The following is a 21,651-nucleotide window of genomic DNA, read 5'->3' as shown; positions in this document are numbered from 1 at the left end:
AAATGTTTAAACTTATAAACGCATCTATTTCAATCGATTATAACGTGAATTTAATGTGACAAATATTAATCGACAGAAATTGAAAAAAGATGGGAAATGGTAGGACAAAATAAAGGATTTTTGGAAGTTTTGTCGTATTATTTTAATGTTAAACTCATTTTTGTAAATTTGAATTTAGTGAGGATGAAAACGTGTTAATCGAAAAACTTTTACTGCATGTTTTAATCATATTAAGTCCGATATTAATCTACAGTATTATTTATGAAAGACATGGCTATAAGGATAAAATTTATCTATTTGGCATGTTCCAAGCTGTAGCAGGCTTTCTTTGTATGGCCTTTCCATATCCTGCATATGGATTGTTTTGGGACTTAAGATATATTCCTTTAACGATTGCTTTTCTTTATTGCGGTTATCGCTGGGGAATTGTGACTTTTTTATCGATTCTATTAGCTAGATTTATTTTAGGCGGCGACGCTATTATATTTGGATTGATTAGTATTACCCTATCCTCACTGGGCTCATTGATTTTATTTAAATGGTTTTGGAAGTTTAAACCTAAACAAAGAATAATTGCAACGGCTTTAATTAGTTTATGGCCAGCTGTAATACAATTAGGAATCTTATTTACTTATTTAATCGTAAATGATATTAGTTTTAAAAGCGATTACAGACTTTTTGGTTTAGTTCTTATTTTTATTGTGATCGAGTTAATCGCCATTACTTTAGGAGCAAAACTAATTGAGACGTTAATTGAGAATAAAATATTACACAAAGAAATCCAAAAGGCTGAAAAGCTTAATACTTTAAGTGAAATGGCAGCTTCTATTGCACATGAAGTACGAAATCCACTTACGGTTGTTAAAGGTTTTCTTCAATTAATGCAGGAGAGTAAAGATAACCAATCGATGGAATATTTACCTTTAGTATTGAGCGAATTAGGTAGAGCGGAAGGGATTATTAATGATTATTTAAACTTTGCCAAGCCACAATTTGATAAAGTAGAAACGATCAATTTAAAACAATGTGTATCAGATGTAGTCACATTATTAGTACCTTTAGCATTGAAGCAAAATGTTAAGTTAAAGGGTGATATGGAAGCAGATACATTCATCAATACAGATAAAAATCAATTTAAACAAGCTTTAATAAACTTAATCAAAAACGCGATTGAGGCAACTAGCTCCGGTGGATATGTACATACAAAACTATGCGAAGAAAAAGATAAAACAGTCATCACGATCAGAGATAATGGAAAAGGTATGACAAAGGAACAACTTTCACGCATTGGTACACTCTTCTATTCAACGAAAGAAAAGGGAACTGGAGTTGGAACAACGGTTTCTGTCCGTATCATTGAAGCAATGCATGGAACAATTTCATTCGAGAGTAGCGTTGATGAGGGCACGAAAGTAACAATTAAACTACCAAAAGTTGAATATAAAGTGAATGATTAATAGCTCGAAAGTAGAAATACTAAAAAGAGTAAAAAACGCTCAGTATTATACTAAGCGTTTACTTATATTCCTTTTTTTGCAATCCAAATTGTCCAACGGTCTTTCTCAATGATTGGTGTTTGGTGTTTAAGTTTATCTTCTATAAAATTTACTAAATTAGTTAGTTCATCATCAGTAAGTTCATGTAGAATTGAACGGCCTGTTCTAAGGAATAAATCCGTTTTAAGTGAATCTAGATCATTATAAATACGTCTAGTTTCCCAAAGCTTTATTTCTTTTTTTATATGAAAACCAGCAGACTCTAATGCCGATTGCATTTCTTTGGAATCATATCTTCTAGCAATTTCTTTTGTTTTTAGTTTAGGATATTGGTCGAAAAAATAGCCTCGTAAATGAATCGCGTCTCCTGGTAATAAACAATCTTCTGGCGTTCGGTCTTGTACGATGAGGATTCCATTCTTTTTTAGTAAACGATTTGCTTCACTAAAACATTTAGTTAAAGAATCTAAGTGATGAACTAAAGCTCTTTCTAAAATTACATCATAACTAGAGGATGGGAGTTTAGTATCGTATGCGTCACCTTTACTAAACTTTATGTTTTTATAGTCTTTACAATTTTCAGCAGCTCCTTTAAGCATTTCCTCTGAAAAATCTACGGCTGTAACTTGGTTAACACTTAACTTAGTGAGGGCAATTGAATAAATACCGCCACCACAACCTAGATCAACCACGTTTTTTCCATTTAAATCAATATTATCCTTCATTAGCTGAAGCCAAGAAGGGTCAGCCTCTCGAGATGTATAAGTCATTTTATTTTGTGCGTCGTGGAAGTCAATTGTCATGTAAATACCTCCCCTTTGAATTAATTCAAATTATCTATAAGAATAGTATAGACGACAATTTTAAGATGAATAATATCAATAAGTTATAAGTATTAATAAGATCCTCTTATAAAAGGGTATTATTATGCTTAAAGTTGAAAAAGGAATGATGAATATGGAAGGTACAATTGAACTATTTGAAAGTTTACGAACGGAATTAATTAATGATTATGATGCTACAAAGGGAAGTATTTTTGGACACAAAGGATTGAAGGTACAAGGAAAGGTTTTTATGTTTTATAATGAGTCCAATATAGTTGTAAAATTAAATCCAACGGACGTTGAAGCTGCCTTAAAATTAACAGGTGCAAAAAACTTTGATCCGATGGGTGGAAAACCAATGAGAGAATGGGTTGAAATTCCTTACGGAGACAATCAACAGTGGTTTAATTTTTCATTGAAAGGCATGGCATATGTAAAAAGTTTAATAAAATGATGTTAGTATACATCGCATTTTCGGGATTTAACGGAATTATAGAGTTTTAATTTAAGGGAGAATGATTTAAGTGAATAATCGTAAAGTAGCAGTTTCTTGGAGTGGTGGGAAGGATTGCTGTTTAGCTCTAGATCAACTGATTAAAGATGGATATGAAGTGGCATGTTTAGTATCGATGGTTTCGAAAAAAGATGATAGAAACCATGCTCATGGGACACAACTTAATTTTTTGCAAATGCAAGCTGATGCAATTGGTATTCCCCTTGTTATGATTGATTCGGCAGGTAAATATGAGGAGTCAATGATTAACGGGCTAAAAGCGATAAAAGAACAATTCAATCTTTCTAGTATTGCATTTGGCACATTATATGTAAGTGAAGATCGACAATGGAATGAGCTAGTTGCATCCCAATCTGGACTTCAAGCACTTTTCCCTGTGTGGATTACTAAAAATGAGTCTATTAATTTACTAAATAAATGGCTAATGACTGGATATAATGCAATTGTTTGTAGAGCAAGTGAGAGAATTTTTGATTCGTCTATAGTAGGTAGGACTTTAAATGAAGACTTAAAAGAACTTTTTACTAGTAAAGAAATCTGTCCAATGGGCGAGGGAGGAGAGTACCATACATTCGTCATTGACGGACCACTTTTTAAAGAACGCCTAAATATAATAGATGCGGAAATCATCTTAAATAGTGGGCTATGGTCTTTAAATATTAAGGAAATACATACGGACACTAAATAGAATAGTAAATTAAAAAACAAGTTGAAACCACTAAATCCAGTGATTTTAACTTGTTTTCATTTACTTTAACTCGTTTGAAGTTAAGTACCAATCAGCATATCGTTCAATACCCTCATTTATTGAAACTTTTGGTTCGTAATTTAAATCATTTTTGATTTTTTCAATATTAAGTGTATAGTCATAGGTTAAGAAATTCGCAATATGATTTGAAACTTTAGGTGGTTTTTTAGTAAACTTTGCTATCAGTTCAGAGCTTGTTGCAATGAATGAGAGTAGTTTTGGAGAGATGTTTTTTGTATTTAATTCTTTATTTAAAGCTATGAATAGTTGATTCAGTACATCTATTAAGTAAATAGGTTGATCATTTGTGATATTGTAGTATTCGCCATTAAGGGCATGATCAGCTTTCATACAAGCAATAATCATATCGACAACATTATCAATATACGTGAAATCCATTAGAACTTGTCCACTATGAACTAAAGGTATGCCACCGTCCTCATTTATCTGTATAAATCTTCCAAAAATCGTATGGTCAAAAGGACCAAAAATTTGTCTAGGTCTTAGTGAAATAGCTGGTAGTCCTTTTTCAATCGCATCTTCAATAATTAAATCTGCTAAATGTTTCGTTTTAGCGTAATAATTAGAATGCTTCGTCGGGAGTGGATCGCTTTCTTTAACGTTTTTACGACTTTCATTTGTGAAATACACACTTGGAGTAGAAATATTAACAAACTTTTTTAAGTTTGCCAAAAGTGCAGCATTCACAATATTCTTTGTTCCTTCAACATTCGTTTTTTCGAATTCAGAATAATCCCCAAAAGGTGCCGCAAGAGCTGCGCAATGAATTACATAATCTACATTTTTTATATTCTCGTTTAACAAGACGGAGTTGTTTAAATCACCTTTAATAAACTTAACATTACTCATATTGATAAAAAATTTAGCCGCTTCTTCGTTCCTACCATATGCTATTACAGAATACCCCATCTCGCTTAATCTTTTAGTAGTGTGTTTCCCTAAAAAACCAGTGGCACCACTTATGAAAACCTTCATTATTCCACCTCGAAAAATTTGTTATCGCTCGAATTTTATGAATCTAGTTCCTTGAAATGTTAGTTTTCCTGAATCTTTTTCTACTAATTGACCATAAATAAATCCATCAACTTGAAATTCAATTCTGTCCCCAGATTCAACCTCAAGTGTAACATAATAATGTGTGTAAGACTGGCCGAGCTGGTTTTTATTACGCTGAATATATTCAATTCTTTTTGTAGCTATTTTTGCAGGAACCGTTAATTTAGGCTGTTTATTATTAAAATTCCATTGTTTTAATCCTTTTAATAAAGCGAAAAAGATACCTGCAAAAACGAATACGAAGATAATTGGAAAAATGAAAGCAAGAATTTTAAATGCATCTAAACCACTATTAAACGATAACACCAATAATTACCCCCTTTATTGTAAGGCTATACTATTAGTTTATTAAATTTTCTGAAAACAAATCAATATAAACTTATTTCCAAATCGCACCAAAGAAATAGAGATTAAAAAATTTTAGTTAATTTTATTTACTTTATTATTTAAAAATAGTTATTTCATAAGCCGGAAAGTAAAATTGTAAAATAATTACTTTTAGTAATCTAATAGAACTAATATCCAAAAAGCTTTTGAATTCCTTATGTTATCGTTAGTTTATTTCTGAAAACTTTAATTGTGACAGAATAAAAAACTAAGTAAAAGTTTCTGCCATTTTAGTAAATTTTTATTGATTTAATTATTGACCAATAATATCCATGAGAGTAGGATACTTTTTATAGAATCTATTTTTTAGTAGTTTAAAGGTTATTTCTAGTAAAATTTATATCTAGTTATGACATTGGCGTGGGAGAGTTAGAAAGTTGAATTAGATCTAATGAGCTTCATTGAAATAATTTAATAGGAGTGATTAAGAAATGAATGTTAAAGATTTAGTATCTGTGTACAACCAGTATTACAATCATTCGAACTTACGTATATTTTTCGTATCAGGACATAATAATCAGATCGAAGAAATAACTGGGAATGAAGAAAATGGATCTCGTCAATTTGGTATATATGTCATTTTATCTAGAACAGAAGCACAGTTAATTAAACTAGTGTCATTAAATTTTGAAGACTTAGGAATCATTGAAGTGACTTTAAATGATGTAGAGGATCCAATAAAACATGACTGGACTAGCTATTTAAAGAAAGTAATAAGTTATTTAAAGCAAGCGGGATATCGTATTAATAGGGGGATGGATATACTGATTTACAGTAATCTTCCAAATGAAATTGGCTTATCTTCAAGTAGGACAATTGAAGCTTTAACAAGTACAATGTTAAAAACTTTATATGAATAAAAAATAGAAACCACATCAACCAACAATTAAAAAAGCAACCTAGTAAACTCCATAAAAGATAAAATTTCCTCCTGTAAATTATAATATTTCAAAAACACATAAATAAAACTTAAATATGCGGTTCGGATTTAAAGTAATTAAAATATGTAAAAAATTCTCCATATTTAATGAATAATCGTACAACCTTCAACTGTTAAAATTAACTTAATAAGTTCAATTAAGTTGGAAAGGTTACGAGGAGAGTTGAATGACTACTATTAAAGATATTGCGGAAAAAGCAGGTGTATCAATTGCTACTGTTTCAAGAGTTCTGAATTATGACCCTGCACTATCGGTAAGTGATGATACAAAACAAAGAATTTTCGAGACAGCCGAAAAGCTTTCATATAGGAAAAAGTCTAAAGTAAAAAAGAATATTGCTAAAATCGCACTTGTTAAAGGTGAGCACGACAAAGAAGAGTTAAATGAATTGTTTTATATGCTAATCCGATTCGGAATTGAAAATAAGTGTGAGCAACATTCTTTACATATTTCTACTTTTTTTCATGGAAGTGAAAAGGGAATGTATGATGAGCAAATCCTTGGTGTTATTGCTTTAGGTAAGTTCGATAGTCACCAAATTATTTCATTGAAAAAAGTTTCGAAAAATATTGTGTTTGTTAATTTTTCACCAGATGAAGAAAAATACGATTCTGTCATAACTGATTATGAGAATGCTATTGTAAAAGTTTTAGACCATTTTATATCGCATGGTCATCAAAAAATTGGATACATTGGTGGACGTGAGTATGATCGAAATCAAAATCATAATTCTCGCGTGAAAACATATAAAAAGTATTTAGAAGAGAAGGGACTTTTTCATAAAGAAAATCTGTATTTAAGTAGTTTTACAGCAGAAGATGGATTTAATTTAATGAACAAGGCAATCAAAGAGCAAGGTGGAGAATTACCAACAGCTTTTTTAGTCGGATGTGACACGATGGCAGTTGGATGTTTAAAGGCACTTCATGAGGCAAAAATATCGGTTCCTGAGCGCGTGAATTTAATCGGAATGAATGATTTTGTGTTTACAAAGTATTTGTTTCCTAGTTTAAGTACTTTGAAAGTATATACCGAATTAATGGGCGAATCCGCTGTGGATTTATTGATGGAAAGGCTTTTAGGTAGGAAAATAGCTAAAAAAGTGATTGTTCCAACGACGTTAAAAATACGTCAAAGTAGTCTTTAAAGAATAGCCATTTAATTGTCATTTGCGAAATTTGTAAGATAATTGCTAAAAATGAAACATTTTGCTTTTAATCTTTACTCTTTTTAGTATAATTAAAAATTAAAAGGAGTGGGAACGTGAAAGTTGGGTATTTAGGTCCTGAGGCGACTTTTACACATGTCGCAGTTCGATCTGTATTTAAAAATGAAGAACATATTGCTTATTCTAGTATACCTGTTTGTATGGATGGTGTAGCTGAGGGAGAGGTTGATTTAGTAGTAGTTCCAATTGAGAATTCGGTTGAGGGCTCTGTGACTACAACAATCGATTATCTTGTACATGAGCAGCCATTAAAAATGGTTGGTGAAATCATTATACCGATTAGACAACATTTATTGATGGCAAAAGGACAGGCACATCGAGTGAAGGATATTGAGGTAATTTATTCTCATTCCCATGCATTAGCTCAGTGTCATACGTTTTTACATGGTCAATATAAATACACGAAGCTAGAGCCGGTAACTTCTACAAGCGCAGCAGCTAAAATTGTTAGTGAGCAAACTAATGAGTGTATAGCAGCGATCGCGAACGAGTTTGCTGCTAAGAAATATGGTTTAGAAATTGTTGCTTCAGACATTCATTCTAATTCTTATAATCATACAAGATTTGTTGTTTTACAAAGACAAGATGCGAAAGTGGAAACAAATTATTTTGATTCTAAACAGACTAAGGCAACTTTAGTCATTAATATGCCGGAGAACCACGCTGGTGCGCTTCACCAAGTGCTATCTGCATTTGCCTGGAGAAAGATTGACCTTTCAAAGATTGAGTCTCGCCCGACGAAAACGGGATTGGGAAATTACTTTTTCATTATTGATGTTGAGATGGGCTATGATGAAGTATTATTACCTGGAGTTAAGCAAGAATTAGAAGCTTTAGGCTTTTCGGTAGATGTCGTAGGGAGTTACTCTACAATATCGCTATAAAAAAAGAGAAGGATTAGGATCCTTCTCTTTTATATTTTTTAATTTTACATTACTAGTAGTAATATTGGGGAGGACAATAATATCCTGGTGGGCAATAGTAGTAAGGATAACCGTAACCATAACCTCCATAAAAGAATGGGAAAAATGGGAAGAATGGACGGAAGAACGGACGACCAAATCCAAATCCAGGTCTACCAAACCCAAAGCCTGGTCTACCGAACCCAAACCCTGGTCTACCACCAAATCCACCCATTCCACCCATTCCACCATGAAATCCGCCTCCACCATGGAAGCCACCACCAAATCCTGGGCGATACTCAAGTTCATTCGACATGTATAACAAACCTCCTTTACTTATGAGTCTTACATATTTAAAATATGCTGGACAAATGCGGAAGGTTTGGGCGTTCGAGTTTAAAACTGTACTGGAAACATAGAATTCTTCAATACCCTTAATCGTTAAATAAATTAAATTTGCGAATACGGTATTGTAGGTTTTGTCTACTGATGCCTAATTTTTTTGCAGCTTTTGTAATGTTACCGTTATGTTCATTTAAAACATTCATAATGTACTGTTTTTCATTATTTAATAAAGTGCTTTTTAAATTTGATTGATCTTCTGTAAGATCTGCTGATTTGACCTCTTTATTTTGACTGATTGTAGGTGCGGAAATAACATTTCTTTTTTCATTAAAAAATCTAGATGGTAAGTGCGTGGTAGAAATAGTTGTATCATTTTCAACTAAGTTCATTGCACCTTCAATCATATGCTCAAGCTCCCGTATATTTCCTGGCCAGTTATGGTTTAGAAAGAAATTGGATACTTCCTCATCTAATTTAATGACTCGATGACCAAAAAGGCGATTGTATTTTTGAATAAAGAAGTTTGCTAATAATAGAATGTCTTCAAATCGTTCACGTAATGGCGGAAGAAATAATGAGACTACACTTAAACGGTAATATAAGTCCTTCCGTAAATGATTATTCGCAATTGCTTCGATCGGATCTTCATTTATAGTAGCAATAATTCGCACATCTAATTCTTTTTCACTCGTATCACCAATTCTTCTAACTTTGCGTTCTTGAATAACACGTAAAAGTTTAGCTTGCAAGTTCGGGCTAAGTGAGTTGATTTCATCTAGTAATAATGTTCCACCATTGGCCTCTTCAAATAATCCCGGTTTATCAATTGCCCCGGTAAATGCTCCTTTTTTTGTACCGAAAAGAATACTCTCGATTAAGGTTTCCGGAAGAGCGGCACAATTTTGAGAAATAAATGGTTTTGTAGCTCTTTGGCTTGCGTTGTGAATACTTTGTGCGAACAATTCTTTACCTGTTCCGGTTTCACCAACGATTAATACGGAGGAAGAAGTTTTAGCCGATCGCTTAGCGTCCTCAATAATGCTCTTAAATGACGCGGAAGTTCCGATTAATTGTTCGAATGTATAGCGTGTATTTCTGTTTTGAAGAATTCCGTCTTGTACGGATTGTTTTAATTCAGTGACATCGCGAACCATTTCGATGGCTCCGATAATTTTATGATCCTTCATGATTGGATAAGTATCGTTGATTGTTGTAACTTCTTTTCCCTTATTATTGAAATAGGACTGTTTAATATTTTTACGAACTTTCCCTTTTTGGAGGGCTTCGAGAAGTGTACTTGATTGGTTTTTTTGAAACGTGAATACATCTAGAAGATTTTTATGTAATACATCCTCTTCATTCATCATTTCAATTTCCATCATTCTTCGGTTGTACACCATTGTATTTGCATCTTGGTCAACTACATGTATACCGATGTCAATTTCTTCTAATATTAACTGTAATAATTCATCAACAGCTAAAAAGTTTTGTTTATCATTTTTCATAAGATTCTCTCTTTTCATTATCACTGTATAAAAAATTTGCACTTCTAATTATTTTTGGTAAGATAAAAAGGCAGTTTTTCTAAATGTGCTAATTTTTTTTGTTACTCTTTTTTTTGCTGCAAATATTCTATGCATATTTTAATTAATTTTGCGCTTAAATGCAAAAATATTTTGCGGTAAATTGTAAACGGTATCATCATTATTGGTGGATAACATTGGATATAAGTACATTCTGTGAATTTTTCTGTATTTAACATGTTTGGCACGGAAATTGCTTATTCTTTTAGTAAGAAACTAAAAATTAATCAATATTGGGGGAACTCAAATGGCAACTAATTCTCAAAAAATCATTGACCAAACAAATCAATATGGCGCAAATAACTATCATCCACTACCAGTAGTAATCGCAAAAGCTGAAGGTATTTGGGTAACAGATCCAGAGGGGAACAGATATTTAGATATGCTTAGTGCTTATTCTTCTGTAAACCAAGGTCATCGTCATCCGAAAATTATTCAAGCTTTAAAGGATCAAGCTGACAAAGTTACATTAACTTCTCGTGCTTTCTATAGTGAAAACATGGGTGAGTGGTTTGAAAAAGTAGCAAAAGTTACAAACAAAGACATGATTTTGCCAATGAACACTGGTGCTGAAGCTGTTGAGACAGCAATTAAAGCTGCTAGAAGATGGGCTTATGATGTAAAAGGTGTTGAAGATAACCAAGCTGAAATTATTGCTTGTGTTGGTAATTTCCATGGACGTACGATGGCTGCAGTATCTTTATCATCAGAAAAAGACTATCAACGTGGATTTGGTCCATTCTTACCAGGAATTAAGTTAATTCCTTATGGCGATATGGAAGCATTAAAAGCAGCTATTACGCCTAATACTGCTGCATTCTTAATCGAACCAATTCAAGGTGAGGCTGGAATTAATATTCCTAGAGAAGGATTCTTACGCGAAGTAGCTGAAGTTTGTAAAAATGAAAACGTATTATTTATTGCAGATGAAATTCAAACTGGTCTATGCAGAACTGGTAAAACTTTTGCATGTGATTGGGATGGAGTAATTCCTGATATGTATATTTTAGGTAAAGCACTTGGAGGCGGCGTATTCCCAATTTCATGTGTTGCTGCAAATCGTTCAATCCTAGGTGTATTTGAGCCAGGTTCTCACGGATCTACATTTGGTGGAAACCCATTAGCTTGTGCTGTTTCTGTAGCAGCATTAGATGTACTTGAAGAAGAGAAATTAGCTGAGCGTTCAAATGAGCTTGGAAATTACTTTATGGAAAAATTAAGAGAAATCGAGCATCCTCATATTAAAGAAGTTAGAGGACGTGGATTATTTATTGGTGTTGAACTACATGTTCCTGCACGTGTTTACTGTGAAGCATTGAAAAAACAAGGTTTATTATGTAAAGAAACACATGATACTGTAATTCGTTTTGCACCACCATTAATTATTTCTAAAGAAGATTTAGACTGGTCAATTCAACAAATTAACGAAGTATTTAGCCAATATAAAGCAACTGTATAAATGGAGCGATTAAAAATGACAACTACAATCCCACAAAATGAAGTACAAAACAAAATCAAAGAAGAAGGCAGAGAATTAATTGAGTCAACTCAAGAAGTAATCTCTGAAGCACTTCATAAACTTGGTTATTCAAAAGAACTTTATGAGTTATTAAAAGAACCTTTACGATTTTTAACAGTACAAATTCCGGTAAGAATGGATGATGGCTCAGTGAAAATTTTCACTGGCTATCGTTCACAACATAATGATGCTGTAGGTCCAACAAAGGGCGGAATTCGTTTCCATCCTGAGGTAAATGAAGATGAAGTAAAAGCTTTATCAATGTGGATGAGCTTAAAATGCGGTATCGTTGATTTACCATACGGTGGGGGAAAAGGCGGTATCATCTGTGATCCAAGAAAGATGTCAATATATGAGTTAGAGCGTTTAAGTAGAGGATATGTTCGCGCAATCAGCCAAATCGTTGGTCCGACGAAAGATATCCCTGCACCAGACGTATACACAAACCCTCAAATTATGGCTTGGATGATGGATGAGTATAGTAGAATTCAAGAATTTGATTCTCCAGGATTTATTACTGGTAAACCACTTGTACTAGGTGGCTCAGCAGGACGTGAAACAGCTACAGCTCAAGGTGTAACAATCTGTATCGAAGAAGCTGCGAAGCGTAAAGGAATCGATTTAAAGGGTGCTAGTGTCATTGTTCAAGGATTTGGTAATGCGGGTAGCTTCTTAGCTAAATTCATGGTTGAAGCAGGTGCAAAAGTAGTTGGTATTTCAGACGCACTTGGCGCATTATATGATCAAAATGGTTTAGATATCGATAGTTTATTAGAAAAAAGAGATAGTTTCGGTACAGTAACTAACCAGTTTACTGATGTAATTTCTAATAAAGAATTACTTGAAATGCCTTGTGATATTTTAGTTCCGGCTGCAATTTCAAACCAAATTACAATTGAAAATGCTCACAATATTAAAGCAACAATCGTAGTTGAAGCTGCAAATGGTCCTACTACTCTAGAAGCTACTAAAATATTAACAGAACGTGGAATTCTATTAGTTCCAGACGTATTAGCAAGTGCTGGCGGAGTTTCTGTTTCTTATTTTGAGTGGGTTCAAAATAACCAAGGTTACTACTGGTCTGATGAAGAAGTTGCTGAAAAGCTACGTGAAAAAATGGTGCGTTCATTTGACAGTGTTTATCAAACTTCAGTTAATCGTCAAGTAAATATGAGATTAGCTGCATACATGGTTGGTATTCGTAAAATGGCAGAAGCATCTCGTTTCCGTGGATGGGTTTAATAGATTAATAGGTTCGCTCCAGGTGGTTTTCCATCTGGAGCAATTATATTGTATTGACAGATAATAAAATCTATTTTTATAATTAAGTATTATTTCAATACAATGATTTGTATGCGTTTTCAATTAATATCTGAAAATTTAGTTTTAAAATATGTTAATTTAAAGCGTTTTAGTGTTCATTATGGGATTCGGGGGAGTCTGCATTCTGTTATATCAGAATATTTTAACTTATGCGCACAATTTGCATCTAGAGGAGGGACTTTCATGAAACAACAAGAACAAGGGTTAAAGAAAGAGCTTAAAAGTAGACACTTGTTTATGATTGCTCTTGGGGGAGTTATTGGGACAGGTTTGTTTATGGGATCAGGCTATACAATTAGTGAAGCTGGCCCAGGTGGAGCAATATTAGCCTACTTAGTAGGTGGATTCGTAATGTACTTAACTATGCTATGTTTAGGAGAATTAGCAGTTAATTTACCAGATGCTGGTTCTTATCAAACTTATGCAACTAAATATATCTCACCAGCGTCAGGTTATGTAGTTGGATGGATGGCATGGTTAAACTGGTCGGTAACAATCGGTTTAGAGTTAATTACAGTTAGTATGTTAATGAAAAGATGGTTTCCAGATGTACCGACTTGGATCTGGTGTGTAGTATTCGGGGTAATATTATTCGCAATAAATGCACTTTCAACTAGAAGTTTTGCTGAAGTTGAATTTTGGTTTGCTAGTATTAAAGTAGTGACAATTGTTCTATTTATAGTTTTAGGTGGAGCAGTAATGTTTGGCATTGTACCTGTGGAAGGGTCAAAGGCTCCAATGCTTTCTAACTTTACAGACCACGGCGGACTTTTCCCGAATGGCTTTTTAGCGATTATGGTCACAATGGTTGCAGTTAACTTCTCATTCCAGGGAAGTGAATTAGTAGGGATTGCAGCTGGTGAAAGTGAAGATCCAGCAAAAGCTGTACCTAAAGCAATTAATAACACTGTATGGCGAATTCTAGTATTCTTTATTTTATCAATATTTGTTTTAGCAGGCTTATTCCCTTGGGAGAAAGCTGGATTAGTAGATAGTCCATTCGTAGTAGTATTTGATAACATCGGTATTCCATATGCAGCAGATATTATGAACTTTGTTATTATTACAGCGGTTCTATCAGTTGCTAACTCAGGTTTATACGCAACATCTCGAATGATGTACTCAATGGCTCAAAAAGGAATGGTTAGTTCGAAATTAGGAAAACTAACTAAAAATGGTGTACCTTTAAACGCTTTAACTTTTAGTATGTTTTTTGGATGCTTATCTCTATTAAGTGGTATTTACGCAGAAGACACAGTTTATCTATGGCTACTATCAATTGCAGGATTTGGCTGCCTATTTGTTTGGGCAAGCATTGCATTATCAAATCTTTTAGGTAGAAAGAAATACATTCAAGAAGGTGGAAAATTAGAGGACTTAAAATACAAAACTCCTCTATACCCAATCGTACCAATTGTTGCATTAGTGTTAAATGTGGCTGTAATGATCAGCCTTGCATTTATCCCAGACCAACGCATTGCATTGTACTGTGGTATTCCATTTATGATTCTATGTTTAATCTATTACCATTTCTCCGCTAGACATAAGATTGAAAAGCATGAGCAAGAAGAAGGTAGGAAGGTAAGTTAATATTTCGGTTTTTGAGACTGATTTTATTAATTAGATAGAGCCCGCGAGGAGGTTAGGCTTCCTGGCGGGTTTTTTTGTTTTAATTGCGGTGTGATTGTTTTTTAGTAAATTTGGTTTGGGGTCGGTTTTTAGGGTGCATTGAAGGGATTTATTGGTGAATTAGCTATTTTATCAATAATGTCTACGGTGTTCTCGTGCTTTTTGAGTTTCAATACACTATATTTCAACGCAGAGAAGTACCCCGAGGTCGTTTATGCACAGAAATCAGTAATTTATGAACGAAACTTATTGATTTATGCACAAAAGCCAGCGTTTTATGAACCAAGCTCACAAAATGTACGTGATATCAATAATATGCTAGCCGTATTTCAACGCACAGCAGCCACTCAAAAGGAGTCCAAGAGTTATATCAACAAAAATCAGTAGTTTATCAATAAAAATCCCTATTATATCAACAAAGTTCACAGCTTTATTAACAAAATACACAATGTGTTCGCATTTCTGGCAACGCACTTGCAAATAATCGTCACTCAGAAGGGGAAGTGGACCGACCTGATCTAGTGATAATTGAGCAGAGTTCGTAAAATATACGTGCCATCTATAATTCGCTCTCTAAATTTCAACACACAGAAGTACCCCGAGGTCGTTTATGCACAAAAAGCAGCACTTAATGAACGAATCCCAACGATTTATGCACGAAACTCACCACTTTATGAACAAATCCCAATGATTTATGCACAAAAGCCGCCATTTTATGAACCAACCTCACAAAAAGTACGTGCTATCAATAATTCGCTAGCCATATTTCAACGCACAGCAGCCACTCAAAAATTTTATCAACAAAAATCAGCGCTATATCAACAAAAATCAGTAGTTTATCAATAAAAATGCCCACTATATCAACAAAGTTCACAGCTTTATCAACAAAGTACACAATGTGTTCGCATTTCTACCAAGAAACCATCCCGAAACAAAGGAGAGCAGCAACTTATCCACACTCAAAAAAAAGAACCATCTCAAAAGAGACGGTCCTATTTTTAAAGCTTATTTATTTTTTTCAGACTCTGCACTTGTTACAGAGATGTCTTGTAAGTGACCTTGGAAACCTTGACCAGCAGTTAGGTCGAAGCCTTTAACGCGTTTGTTAACTCCATCTAAACCGAAGCGGAATAGAGTAGGGATAACTGGTACTTCTTCATTTACAAGCTCTTGCCATTGATCGTATACGTCTTGACGGTATTTTTCGTCAAAGGCTTTAGCTGAGATACCTTCTTTTAATAACTTGTCGTTATCTGGATTTACCCAACGAACGTAGTTAAATGGTGCGTTTTTCGCCCAAATTCCAGATGGGTCTGGGTCAGAACCTGTTCCCCAAGCTGCTGCGAAGATATCGATTTTTGGATTATCTTTTTCTACCATATCGTAGAATGAGTTGAACTCATGTAAACGTCCATCTAATAATTGAACATCTAAGCCAACATCTTTCCAAGATTGGATGTAGAATTGTGCTAATGGTTCAGCAATATCGCCACCGCTCATAGAAGCGAAGTTGATTTTGAATGGTTTACCGTTTGGATCTTCACGTAAGCCATCTCCAGTTACGTCTTTGTAACCAGCATCATCAAGTAATTGTTTAGCTTTTGCTGGATCATGAGTGTATCCTTTTAATGCTTTATCAAAGTATTTAGGGAATGATGGTGGAATTACAGATGTTGCAGGCACTCGTAATCCTTTGTATAATTTTTCCCCAACTGCTTTGTTGTCAATAGCATAAGCCATTGCTTGACGTAAACGTTTATCTGAGAATTTTGTATTATCCATTACGTTTACACCGTTTTTCGCATCGAAATGTCCTAATTTAAATCCAATGTAAGAGTAAGCTAATTCTGTTTTACCGATTAATTGGATATTTTTTAATTTTTTAGCTTGATCGTATTGGTCAGCTGAAACAGACGCGATATCGATGTCGCCATTTTGTAATGATGATGTAGCAATTGTTGGGTTAACAACTTTTAAAAGTACACCGTCAAGTTTTGGAGCACCATTCCAATAATCTTTGTTCGCTTCAAATTCTACAGCTTCACCTGGAGTGATCTTTTTGATTTTGAATGGTCCAAAGCCAATTGGAGCTTTACGAATTTGGTCAGATGATGCTAATTTATCGATTGGTACATTTCCTAAATATTTTTTAGGTAGTGGGTTAGTCCATAAACCAGTAAGTACTGATGGGTTTGCTTCTTTGAATGTAATTGAGATGTTGTGGTCGTCAATTACTTTTACCCCAGAGATCGATTTTGCTTTACCGTTATGGTAATCTTCCATACCTTCGATCATAGACATTTGTGAGTCATAACGTACACCAGTATATTTCGGGCTACCAATTACAAGGTAAGCGTACTCTAAATCTGAAGCAGTTACAGGGTCACCATTGTGCCATTTTACATTATCGCGAATTGTTAAAGTAATTGTCTTTTTATCATCGCTTAATTTGTATGTAGCAGCACCATCTTGGTCATAAATATAGTTTTCATCTGTTGAAAGAAGTGCCTCATCAAAGAATTGAAGAACTTGAGAATCTGGATCGCCTTCATAGAAAACTGTATTTAAAATACCTTCAAATGGCGTGTCAGATACTAAACCGTATTTTAAAGTGCCACCTGCGATTGATTTTTTGTTATTCGTTACTTTAATTGGGAAAGCAGCTTGATCTACTTTAGCAGTTGTAGACGTTGTTTTTGTGTCCCCGCCCTTACAAGCAGATAGAATTAACATAGATACTGCCATTGCGCTTAAAACCTTAGAAAATCCTTTTGCATTTTTCATATTTCCACTCTCCTTTAATGGTTTCTTAACCTCTTCTTTGTCTTGCATCAGCTGCACGCTTTAGCGCTTCACCGATGAAATTTATACTCAGCATGAGCACTAAAATCATGCACGATGCAGGTAGCCAAATCCACAGCTTGTTTTGTAAAACATCAGGGTTTGTTGCATAACTTACTAGTGTTCCTAAACTTGGAGTACTTTCTGGTAAACCAAATCCAAGGAATGTTAACCCAGATTCAATTCCAATATTTCCTGCTAGGTTTAACGTAAATGCAACGATAATTAATGAACTTACATTTGGTAAAACGTGTGAAATAATGATTTTCCAGTTCGGCGTGCCAATCGCTTTTGCAGCTGCAACATAATCTAATTCGCTTTCTGATAATACTTTTGAACGAATTAATCTTGCCTTACCTGTCCATAAAAATAGACTCATTATTAAGATGAAATTTACGATTGAGAATGTAGGCACAACAGTAACGAATACGATAATTAACATTAGTGTTGGTAAAGATAAGAAGAAGTCAATAATACGCATGACAACTCCATCAACCCAACCACCAAAGTAACCAGCTACTAATCCTAGTGCTAGGCCTAGTAAATTCGTAATAATTGTGATGAAAAATCCGATTGTAAAGGAATTCCTAGTCCCAATTATTAGTTGCCCGAATATATCACGTCCCCCGTAATCAGTACCTAGCCAATGAGCAGATGAAGGGGGCTGATAGATTGATAGAAAGTCAACTTTAACAATTTGGTTTTGATCTAGTACAAGCGAAGTACCATACACGAATAATATTATTAAGCCAAGTAGGATAAGAGAACCTAAAGCTAACTTATCTCGTCTAAATTCTGCCCAAATAACACTAAATCCAGATGAACTTTTTCGCTTCTCAACTATATGATTTTGATTTTCGATTTTTAATTCCATAAGTGTCACCTACCTTAATCAATCCGTATACGTGGATCCACGATGCTTAGAATAATATCTGAGATTAATGTTCCAAAAAGTGTTGCAAGACATGTCATTAAAACAAGTGCATTTACAACGGTAAAGTCACGTAACATAACGGATTTAACAAACAGCTGTCCAATTCCTGGATATCCAAAAATTGATTCTAAAAATACTGAACCAGCTATTAAACCAGTAATCTCATAACCTAGAAATGCTGCGATTGGTAAGAATGAATTACGTAAAATATGTCTAGAATAAACCTTTGATTCAGGAACACCTTTTGATCTTGCAGTTCTTACGAAATCTTTAACTTTTGTATCAATAATTTCACTACGTAAATATTGAGAAATACCTACAGTTGAAATTAGTGCACCTGATAAAGTTGGTAAAACAAGATGATCTAATTTACTTACATAATAAGCAAATGTTCCATCGGCAATCTGAGGGTCTACGCTACCACCTGTTGGAAATAGGTCTAAATAAAATCCGAAAATAAATAACATAATTAATCCAAAAATAAAGAGTGGGGTAGCAAAACCTACATAGTTATACCCGGTTATTAGATTATCGGCCCAGGTGTCATTCCACCGTCCACTAATAATCCCAAATGGAATAGCTAATAAGTAAGTCACAATAAATACGCATAAAGCAAGTAATACTGTATTGCCAATTCGGTCGCCAATTACGTCGACTACGTTGATTTTGTGTGTATATGAAATACCAAAATCACCTTTTGCTACGTTTTTAATCCAATGATAATACTGAACATAAGCAGGATCATTTAAGCCCATTTCTTCACGAATCTTTTCAATTTCCTGTGGATTAGCTTTTGGGTTAATTGATCGACCAGTTAGAGCGTCACCTGGCATGGCTTTAGCAAGTGCAAAGATTAGTATACTCAAGATTAGAAGCTGTGGAATCATGATGAGTATACGTCGGATGATAAATTTCAACATATTCGTTACTCCTTTCTATGGTAATGCTACTCGATGAGTATCTGATATTGCCTTTAAATCAAATGGTCGACCATTTTCATCAAAGTAAGAAGAAAAGTTTTGTTGGTATTCTTCTCGAACTACTTGTCTTGCAATAATTTTTTCTTCTCTAACTTCTGGACGAATGTCAGGTATTGCTGCGATTAAGCGTTTAGTATAGATATGTTGCGGGTTATTTAATATATCGTCAGTAGTGCCTTCTTCAACAAGTCTACCGCGATACATAACACCAATTCGATCACATAAATGGCGGATAACACCTAAGTCATGACCGATAAATAAATAAGTTAATTTGAATTCTTCCTGTAAATCTTGTAGGAAGTTAAGTACTTGTGCTTGTACAGAAACGTCCAATGCTGAAACTGGCTCATCTGCAACGATTAACTTTGGTTGTAAAGTTAAGGCTCTAGCAATCCCAATACGTTGACGTTGACCGCCAGAAAATTCATGCGGATATTTGTACAGAGACTCAGGTGATAGACCTACTTTATCTAGATAATAAAGAACTCTTTCACGCTCCTCATCCGGCGTTAAACTTTGAAAGTTTCTTAAAGGTTCTGCAACTAAATCAATAATTCGCTTTTTAGGATTTAGAGAAGAGTATGGGTCTTGAAAGATCATTTGAATTTCTTGGCGAAATGCTCGTAATTGATTTTTATTTAACTCTATTAAGTCTTTGTCTAAAAACTCAATACTTCCATGTGTAGCCTTCGTTAATTGTAAAATCGCTTTACCCGCAGTAGATTTTCCACTACCAGATTCTCCAATTAGGCCATATGTTTCGCCTTCGCTAAGTTCAAATGAAATTCCATCAACAGCTCTAACGTGATCTACAACTGTTCGAAAGATACCACCGCGAATAGGGTAATGTACTTTTAAGTTATCAACCTTTAATAGAGACATTTACGATCGGTGCTCCTTTCTCGTTCTTGAAATGGAAATGCTTATAACAAGAACAACGTACATAATGATTTGGTGTGACTTCGTGCAAGTTAGGTTGATTTTCATGAGCATAAGATTGAATCCAAGGAATACGGTGGCTGAATCGACAGCCGTTTCTAGGTAGTTTGTCTAATGGTGGCACAGTGCCTTCAATAATATGAAGTCTTTGATTTTTTGAATGAGTAGTAGGAATAGAGTTTAATAGTGATCGTGTGTATGGGTGTAATGGATTATTTAGTATTTCTTCTACTGAACCAGTCTCAATAATTTGGCCAGCATACATAACAGCAACTCGGTCTGCTACTTCAGCAACTACGCTTAAATCATGAGTGATTAAAATGATTCCAAGTTTCGTTGTCTTTTGGATTTCTTTTAGTAAATCTAAAATTTGAGCTTGTATCGTTACATCTAAAGCGGTAGTAGGCTCGTCAGCGATAATGAATGACGGATTACAAGCAATTGCAATCGAAATCATTGCACGCTGTCTCATCCCACCAGATAATTCATGTGGGTACTGTTTGTAAGTAACCTCTGGTTTCGGAATACCAACTTGATTAAGTAACTCTAGTGCACGCTCTTTTTTCTGTGATTTTGATAAATCAGTATGGTAATCTAGGTTCTCTTCAATTTGTTTACCAATCGTCATTAGCGGATTTAAAGCAGTTAGAGGTTCCTGGAAAATCATTCCGATTTCCTTACCTCGAATCTTATTTAATTTACTATCATTTAGTGTTAGTAAATTCGTACCCTTGTAAGAGATTGATCCATTCATTTTTGTACGATTATTTGAATGTAGTCCAAGAATTGAGAGGGCTAGTGCACTTTTACCACAGCCAGATTCACCTACAATTGCGAGAATCTCATTTTCATGGACAGTCAATGACACATCATCTACAGCAGGATAATATTGGTTGTTTATTCGAAACGATGTCGTTAAATGTTCGATTTCCAAAAGAGGTTTTGACATATCGTATCTCCTTTCGCGATATCATGAGCAAATTGTTGGTTTATTTAGAATTTTTATAAGTATAATATTATTACGCGAATGTTTCAATACGGTATCAAAGCCTGTAATATATAGTCCTTTTTAACTAGGATTTGAATTTAAACCTGTTCAACTAGTCAATAAATAGGAAAAATTTGTAATGGGGACACGATAAAAAGGTTGATATATTAATTAAAATAAGAGGCAGTAGGATTTGTTAATTATGAAAACGTTTACATTTATGTGGTTGAAATAGTCAATAAGATGTGTTTGAAAAAAAGATAGAAAAAAGAAGAAGTTTGTCGCAAATTGTAAGAATTTTGTGGAAAATATAATATAGAGGGTAATTTTGTAGTTTGATATTCCTAGTACTTTATACCTGTTTTTATATAGGAAAATAAGAATTTAGTTAAAAAATGGGGGTCAACTAAACTATAATTTTAGTAAATTATAAGAAAAGAAAAAACAGAGTAA

20 protein-coding genes are annotated in these 21,651 nt (G+C 34.1%); 10 read left to right on the top strand and 10 right to left on the bottom strand.

Annotated elements, in window-relative coordinates; all coding sequences use genetic code 11:
• The first annotated feature begins 191 nt into the window (after window positions 1-191).
• Window positions 192-1,457 carry an ATP-binding protein gene (locus tag CN601_RS04165; protein WP_098170176.1) on the top strand — a complete coding sequence of 422 codons (1,266 nt, stop codon included), beginning with the start codon at window positions 192-194 and terminating at the stop codon, window positions 1,455-1,457.
• Between the two features lie 62 nt (window positions 1,458-1,519).
• Here the strand turns inward: CN601_RS04165 and CN601_RS04160 are convergent, their stop codons facing one another.
• A complete protein-coding gene (locus tag CN601_RS04160) occupies window positions 1,520-2,299 on the bottom strand; it encodes a class I SAM-dependent methyltransferase (protein ID WP_098170175.1) in 780 nt (259 codons plus the stop codon).
• Between the two features lie 124 nt (window positions 2,300-2,423).
• Here CN601_RS04160 and CN601_RS04155 point away from each other — a divergent pair, with 124 nt between their 5' ends.
• Window positions 2,424-2,774: a hypothetical protein gene (locus tag CN601_RS04155; protein WP_098170174.1), complete on the top strand. Its 351-nt coding sequence runs from the start codon at window positions 2,424-2,426 to the stop codon at window positions 2,772-2,774.
• A 70-nt stretch (window positions 2,775-2,844) separates the two neighbouring features.
• The gene (locus CN601_RS04150; protein WP_098170173.1) at window positions 2,845-3,522 is read left to right on the top strand and encodes a Dph6-related ATP pyrophosphatase; all 678 of its coding nucleotides are present in this window, start codon (window positions 2,845-2,847) and stop codon (window positions 3,520-3,522) included.
• A 60-nt stretch (window positions 3,523-3,582) separates the two neighbouring features.
• On the opposite strand, the gene CN601_RS04145 is transcribed toward CN601_RS04150, so the two are convergent.
• Together CN601_RS04145 and CN601_RS04140 are read right to left on the bottom strand one after the other, a co-directional pair.
• On the bottom strand, window positions 3,583-4,578 hold the full coding sequence (locus tag CN601_RS04145; protein WP_098170172.1) for an NAD-dependent epimerase/dehydratase family protein: 996 nt from the start codon (window positions 4,576-4,578) through the stop codon (window positions 3,583-3,585).
• 21 nt (window positions 4,579-4,599) lie between these two features.
• On the bottom strand, window positions 4,600-4,965 hold the full coding sequence (locus tag CN601_RS04140; protein WP_098170171.1) for a DUF2500 domain-containing protein: 366 nt from the start codon (window positions 4,963-4,965) through the stop codon (window positions 4,600-4,602).
• A 512-nt stretch (window positions 4,966-5,477) separates the two neighbouring features.
• Here CN601_RS04140 and CN601_RS04135 point away from each other — a divergent pair.
• The 3 genes from CN601_RS04135 to pheA all read left to right on the top strand — a co-directional run bounded on the left by CN601_RS04135 (window position 5,478) and on the right by pheA (window position 8,099).
• Complete coding sequence (locus CN601_RS04135) at window positions 5,478-5,906, top strand: GHMP family kinase ATP-binding protein (protein ID WP_098170170.1); 429 nt, start codon at window positions 5,478-5,480, stop codon at window positions 5,904-5,906.
• Window positions 5,907-6,153: 247 nt separating this feature from the next.
• Window positions 6,154-7,134: a LacI family DNA-binding transcriptional regulator gene (locus CN601_RS04130; RefSeq protein ID WP_098118021.1), complete on the top strand. Its 981-nt coding sequence runs from the start codon at window positions 6,154-6,156 to the stop codon at window positions 7,132-7,134.
• A gap of 116 nt (window positions 7,135-7,250) precedes the next feature.
• A complete protein-coding gene (gene pheA, locus CN601_RS04125) occupies window positions 7,251-8,099 on the top strand; it encodes a prephenate dehydratase (RefSeq protein WP_098170169.1) in 849 nt (282 codons plus the stop codon).
• Window positions 8,100-8,151: 52 nt separating this feature from the next.
• Here pheA and CN601_RS04120 read toward each other — a convergent pair whose 3' ends face one another.
• Both CN601_RS04120 and CN601_RS04115 read right to left on the bottom strand, forming a co-directional pair.
• Window positions 8,152-8,433 carry a hypothetical protein gene (locus CN601_RS04120; RefSeq protein WP_179865432.1) on the bottom strand — a complete coding sequence of 94 codons (282 nt, stop codon included), beginning with the start codon at window positions 8,431-8,433 and terminating at the stop codon, window positions 8,152-8,154.
• Window positions 8,434-8,551: 118 nt separating this feature from the next.
• The gene (locus CN601_RS04115) at window positions 8,552-9,967 is read right to left on the bottom strand and encodes a sigma-54 interaction domain-containing protein (RefSeq protein ID WP_098170168.1); all 1,416 of its coding nucleotides are present in this window, start codon (window positions 9,965-9,967) and stop codon (window positions 8,552-8,554) included.
• 325 nt (window positions 9,968-10,292) lie between these two features.
• Between CN601_RS04115 and CN601_RS04110 the strand changes: the two genes are divergently transcribed.
• The 4 genes from CN601_RS04110 to CN601_RS04090 all read left to right on the top strand — a co-directional run bounded on the left by CN601_RS04110 (window position 10,293) and on the right by CN601_RS04090 (window position 15,362).
• Window positions 10,293-11,504, top strand: a complete 1,212-nt coding sequence (locus tag CN601_RS04110) for an ornithine--oxo-acid transaminase (RefSeq protein ID WP_098118018.1) — start codon at window positions 10,293-10,295, stop codon at window positions 11,502-11,504.
• 15 nt (window positions 11,505-11,519) lie between these two features.
• Window positions 11,520-12,806: a Glu/Leu/Phe/Val family dehydrogenase gene (locus tag CN601_RS04105; protein ID WP_098118017.1), complete on the top strand. Its 1,287-nt coding sequence runs from the start codon at window positions 11,520-11,522 to the stop codon at window positions 12,804-12,806.
• A gap of 264 nt (window positions 12,807-13,070) precedes the next feature.
• Window positions 13,071-14,477, top strand: coding sequence for an amino acid permease (locus tag CN601_RS04100; protein WP_098118016.1), 1,407 nt, complete (start codon window positions 13,071-13,073; stop codon window positions 14,475-14,477).
• 591 nt (window positions 14,478-15,068) lie between these two features.
• Complete coding sequence (locus tag CN601_RS04090; protein WP_142317301.1) at window positions 15,069-15,362, top strand: hypothetical protein; 294 nt, start codon at window positions 15,069-15,071, stop codon at window positions 15,360-15,362.
• A gap of 159 nt (window positions 15,363-15,521) precedes the next feature.
• Here CN601_RS04090 and opp4A read toward each other — a convergent pair whose 3' ends face one another.
• From opp4A to CN601_RS04065, 5 genes are read right to left on the bottom strand one after another with little or no spacing between them, the layout of a single operon-like run.
• Complete coding sequence (gene opp4A, locus CN601_RS04085; protein WP_098118014.1) at window positions 15,522-17,300, bottom strand: oligopeptide ABC transporter substrate-binding protein; 1,779 nt, start codon at window positions 17,298-17,300, stop codon at window positions 15,522-15,524.
• Between the two features lie 25 nt (window positions 17,301-17,325).
• Complete coding sequence (locus CN601_RS04080) at window positions 17,326-18,231, bottom strand: ABC transporter permease (protein ID WP_098170165.1); 906 nt, start codon at window positions 18,229-18,231, stop codon at window positions 17,326-17,328.
• A 14-nt stretch (window positions 18,232-18,245) separates the two neighbouring features.
• Window positions 18,246-19,211, bottom strand: coding sequence for an oligopeptide ABC transporter permease (gene opp4B / locus CN601_RS04075; RefSeq protein ID WP_098118012.1), 966 nt, complete (start codon window positions 19,209-19,211; stop codon window positions 18,246-18,248).
• 15 nt (window positions 19,212-19,226) lie between these two features.
• Window positions 19,227-20,153, bottom strand: a complete 927-nt coding sequence (locus tag CN601_RS04070; protein WP_098118011.1) for an ABC transporter ATP-binding protein — start codon at window positions 20,151-20,153, stop codon at window positions 19,227-19,229.
• Complete coding sequence (locus tag CN601_RS04065) at window positions 20,134-21,159, bottom strand: ABC transporter ATP-binding protein (RefSeq protein ID WP_098118010.1); 1,026 nt, start codon at window positions 21,157-21,159, stop codon at window positions 20,134-20,136. The genes CN601_RS04070 and CN601_RS04065 overlap by 20 nt, the downstream gene beginning before the upstream one ends.
• Window positions 21,160-21,651 lie beyond the last annotated feature (492 nt).

The sequence above is a fragment of the Bacillus sp. AFS017336 genome, assembly GCF_002555445.1.
GTDB lineage: Bacteria > Bacillota > Bacilli > Bacillales > Bacillaceae_G > Gottfriedia.
This window is presented reverse-complemented; position numbering and strand designations above follow the sequence as displayed.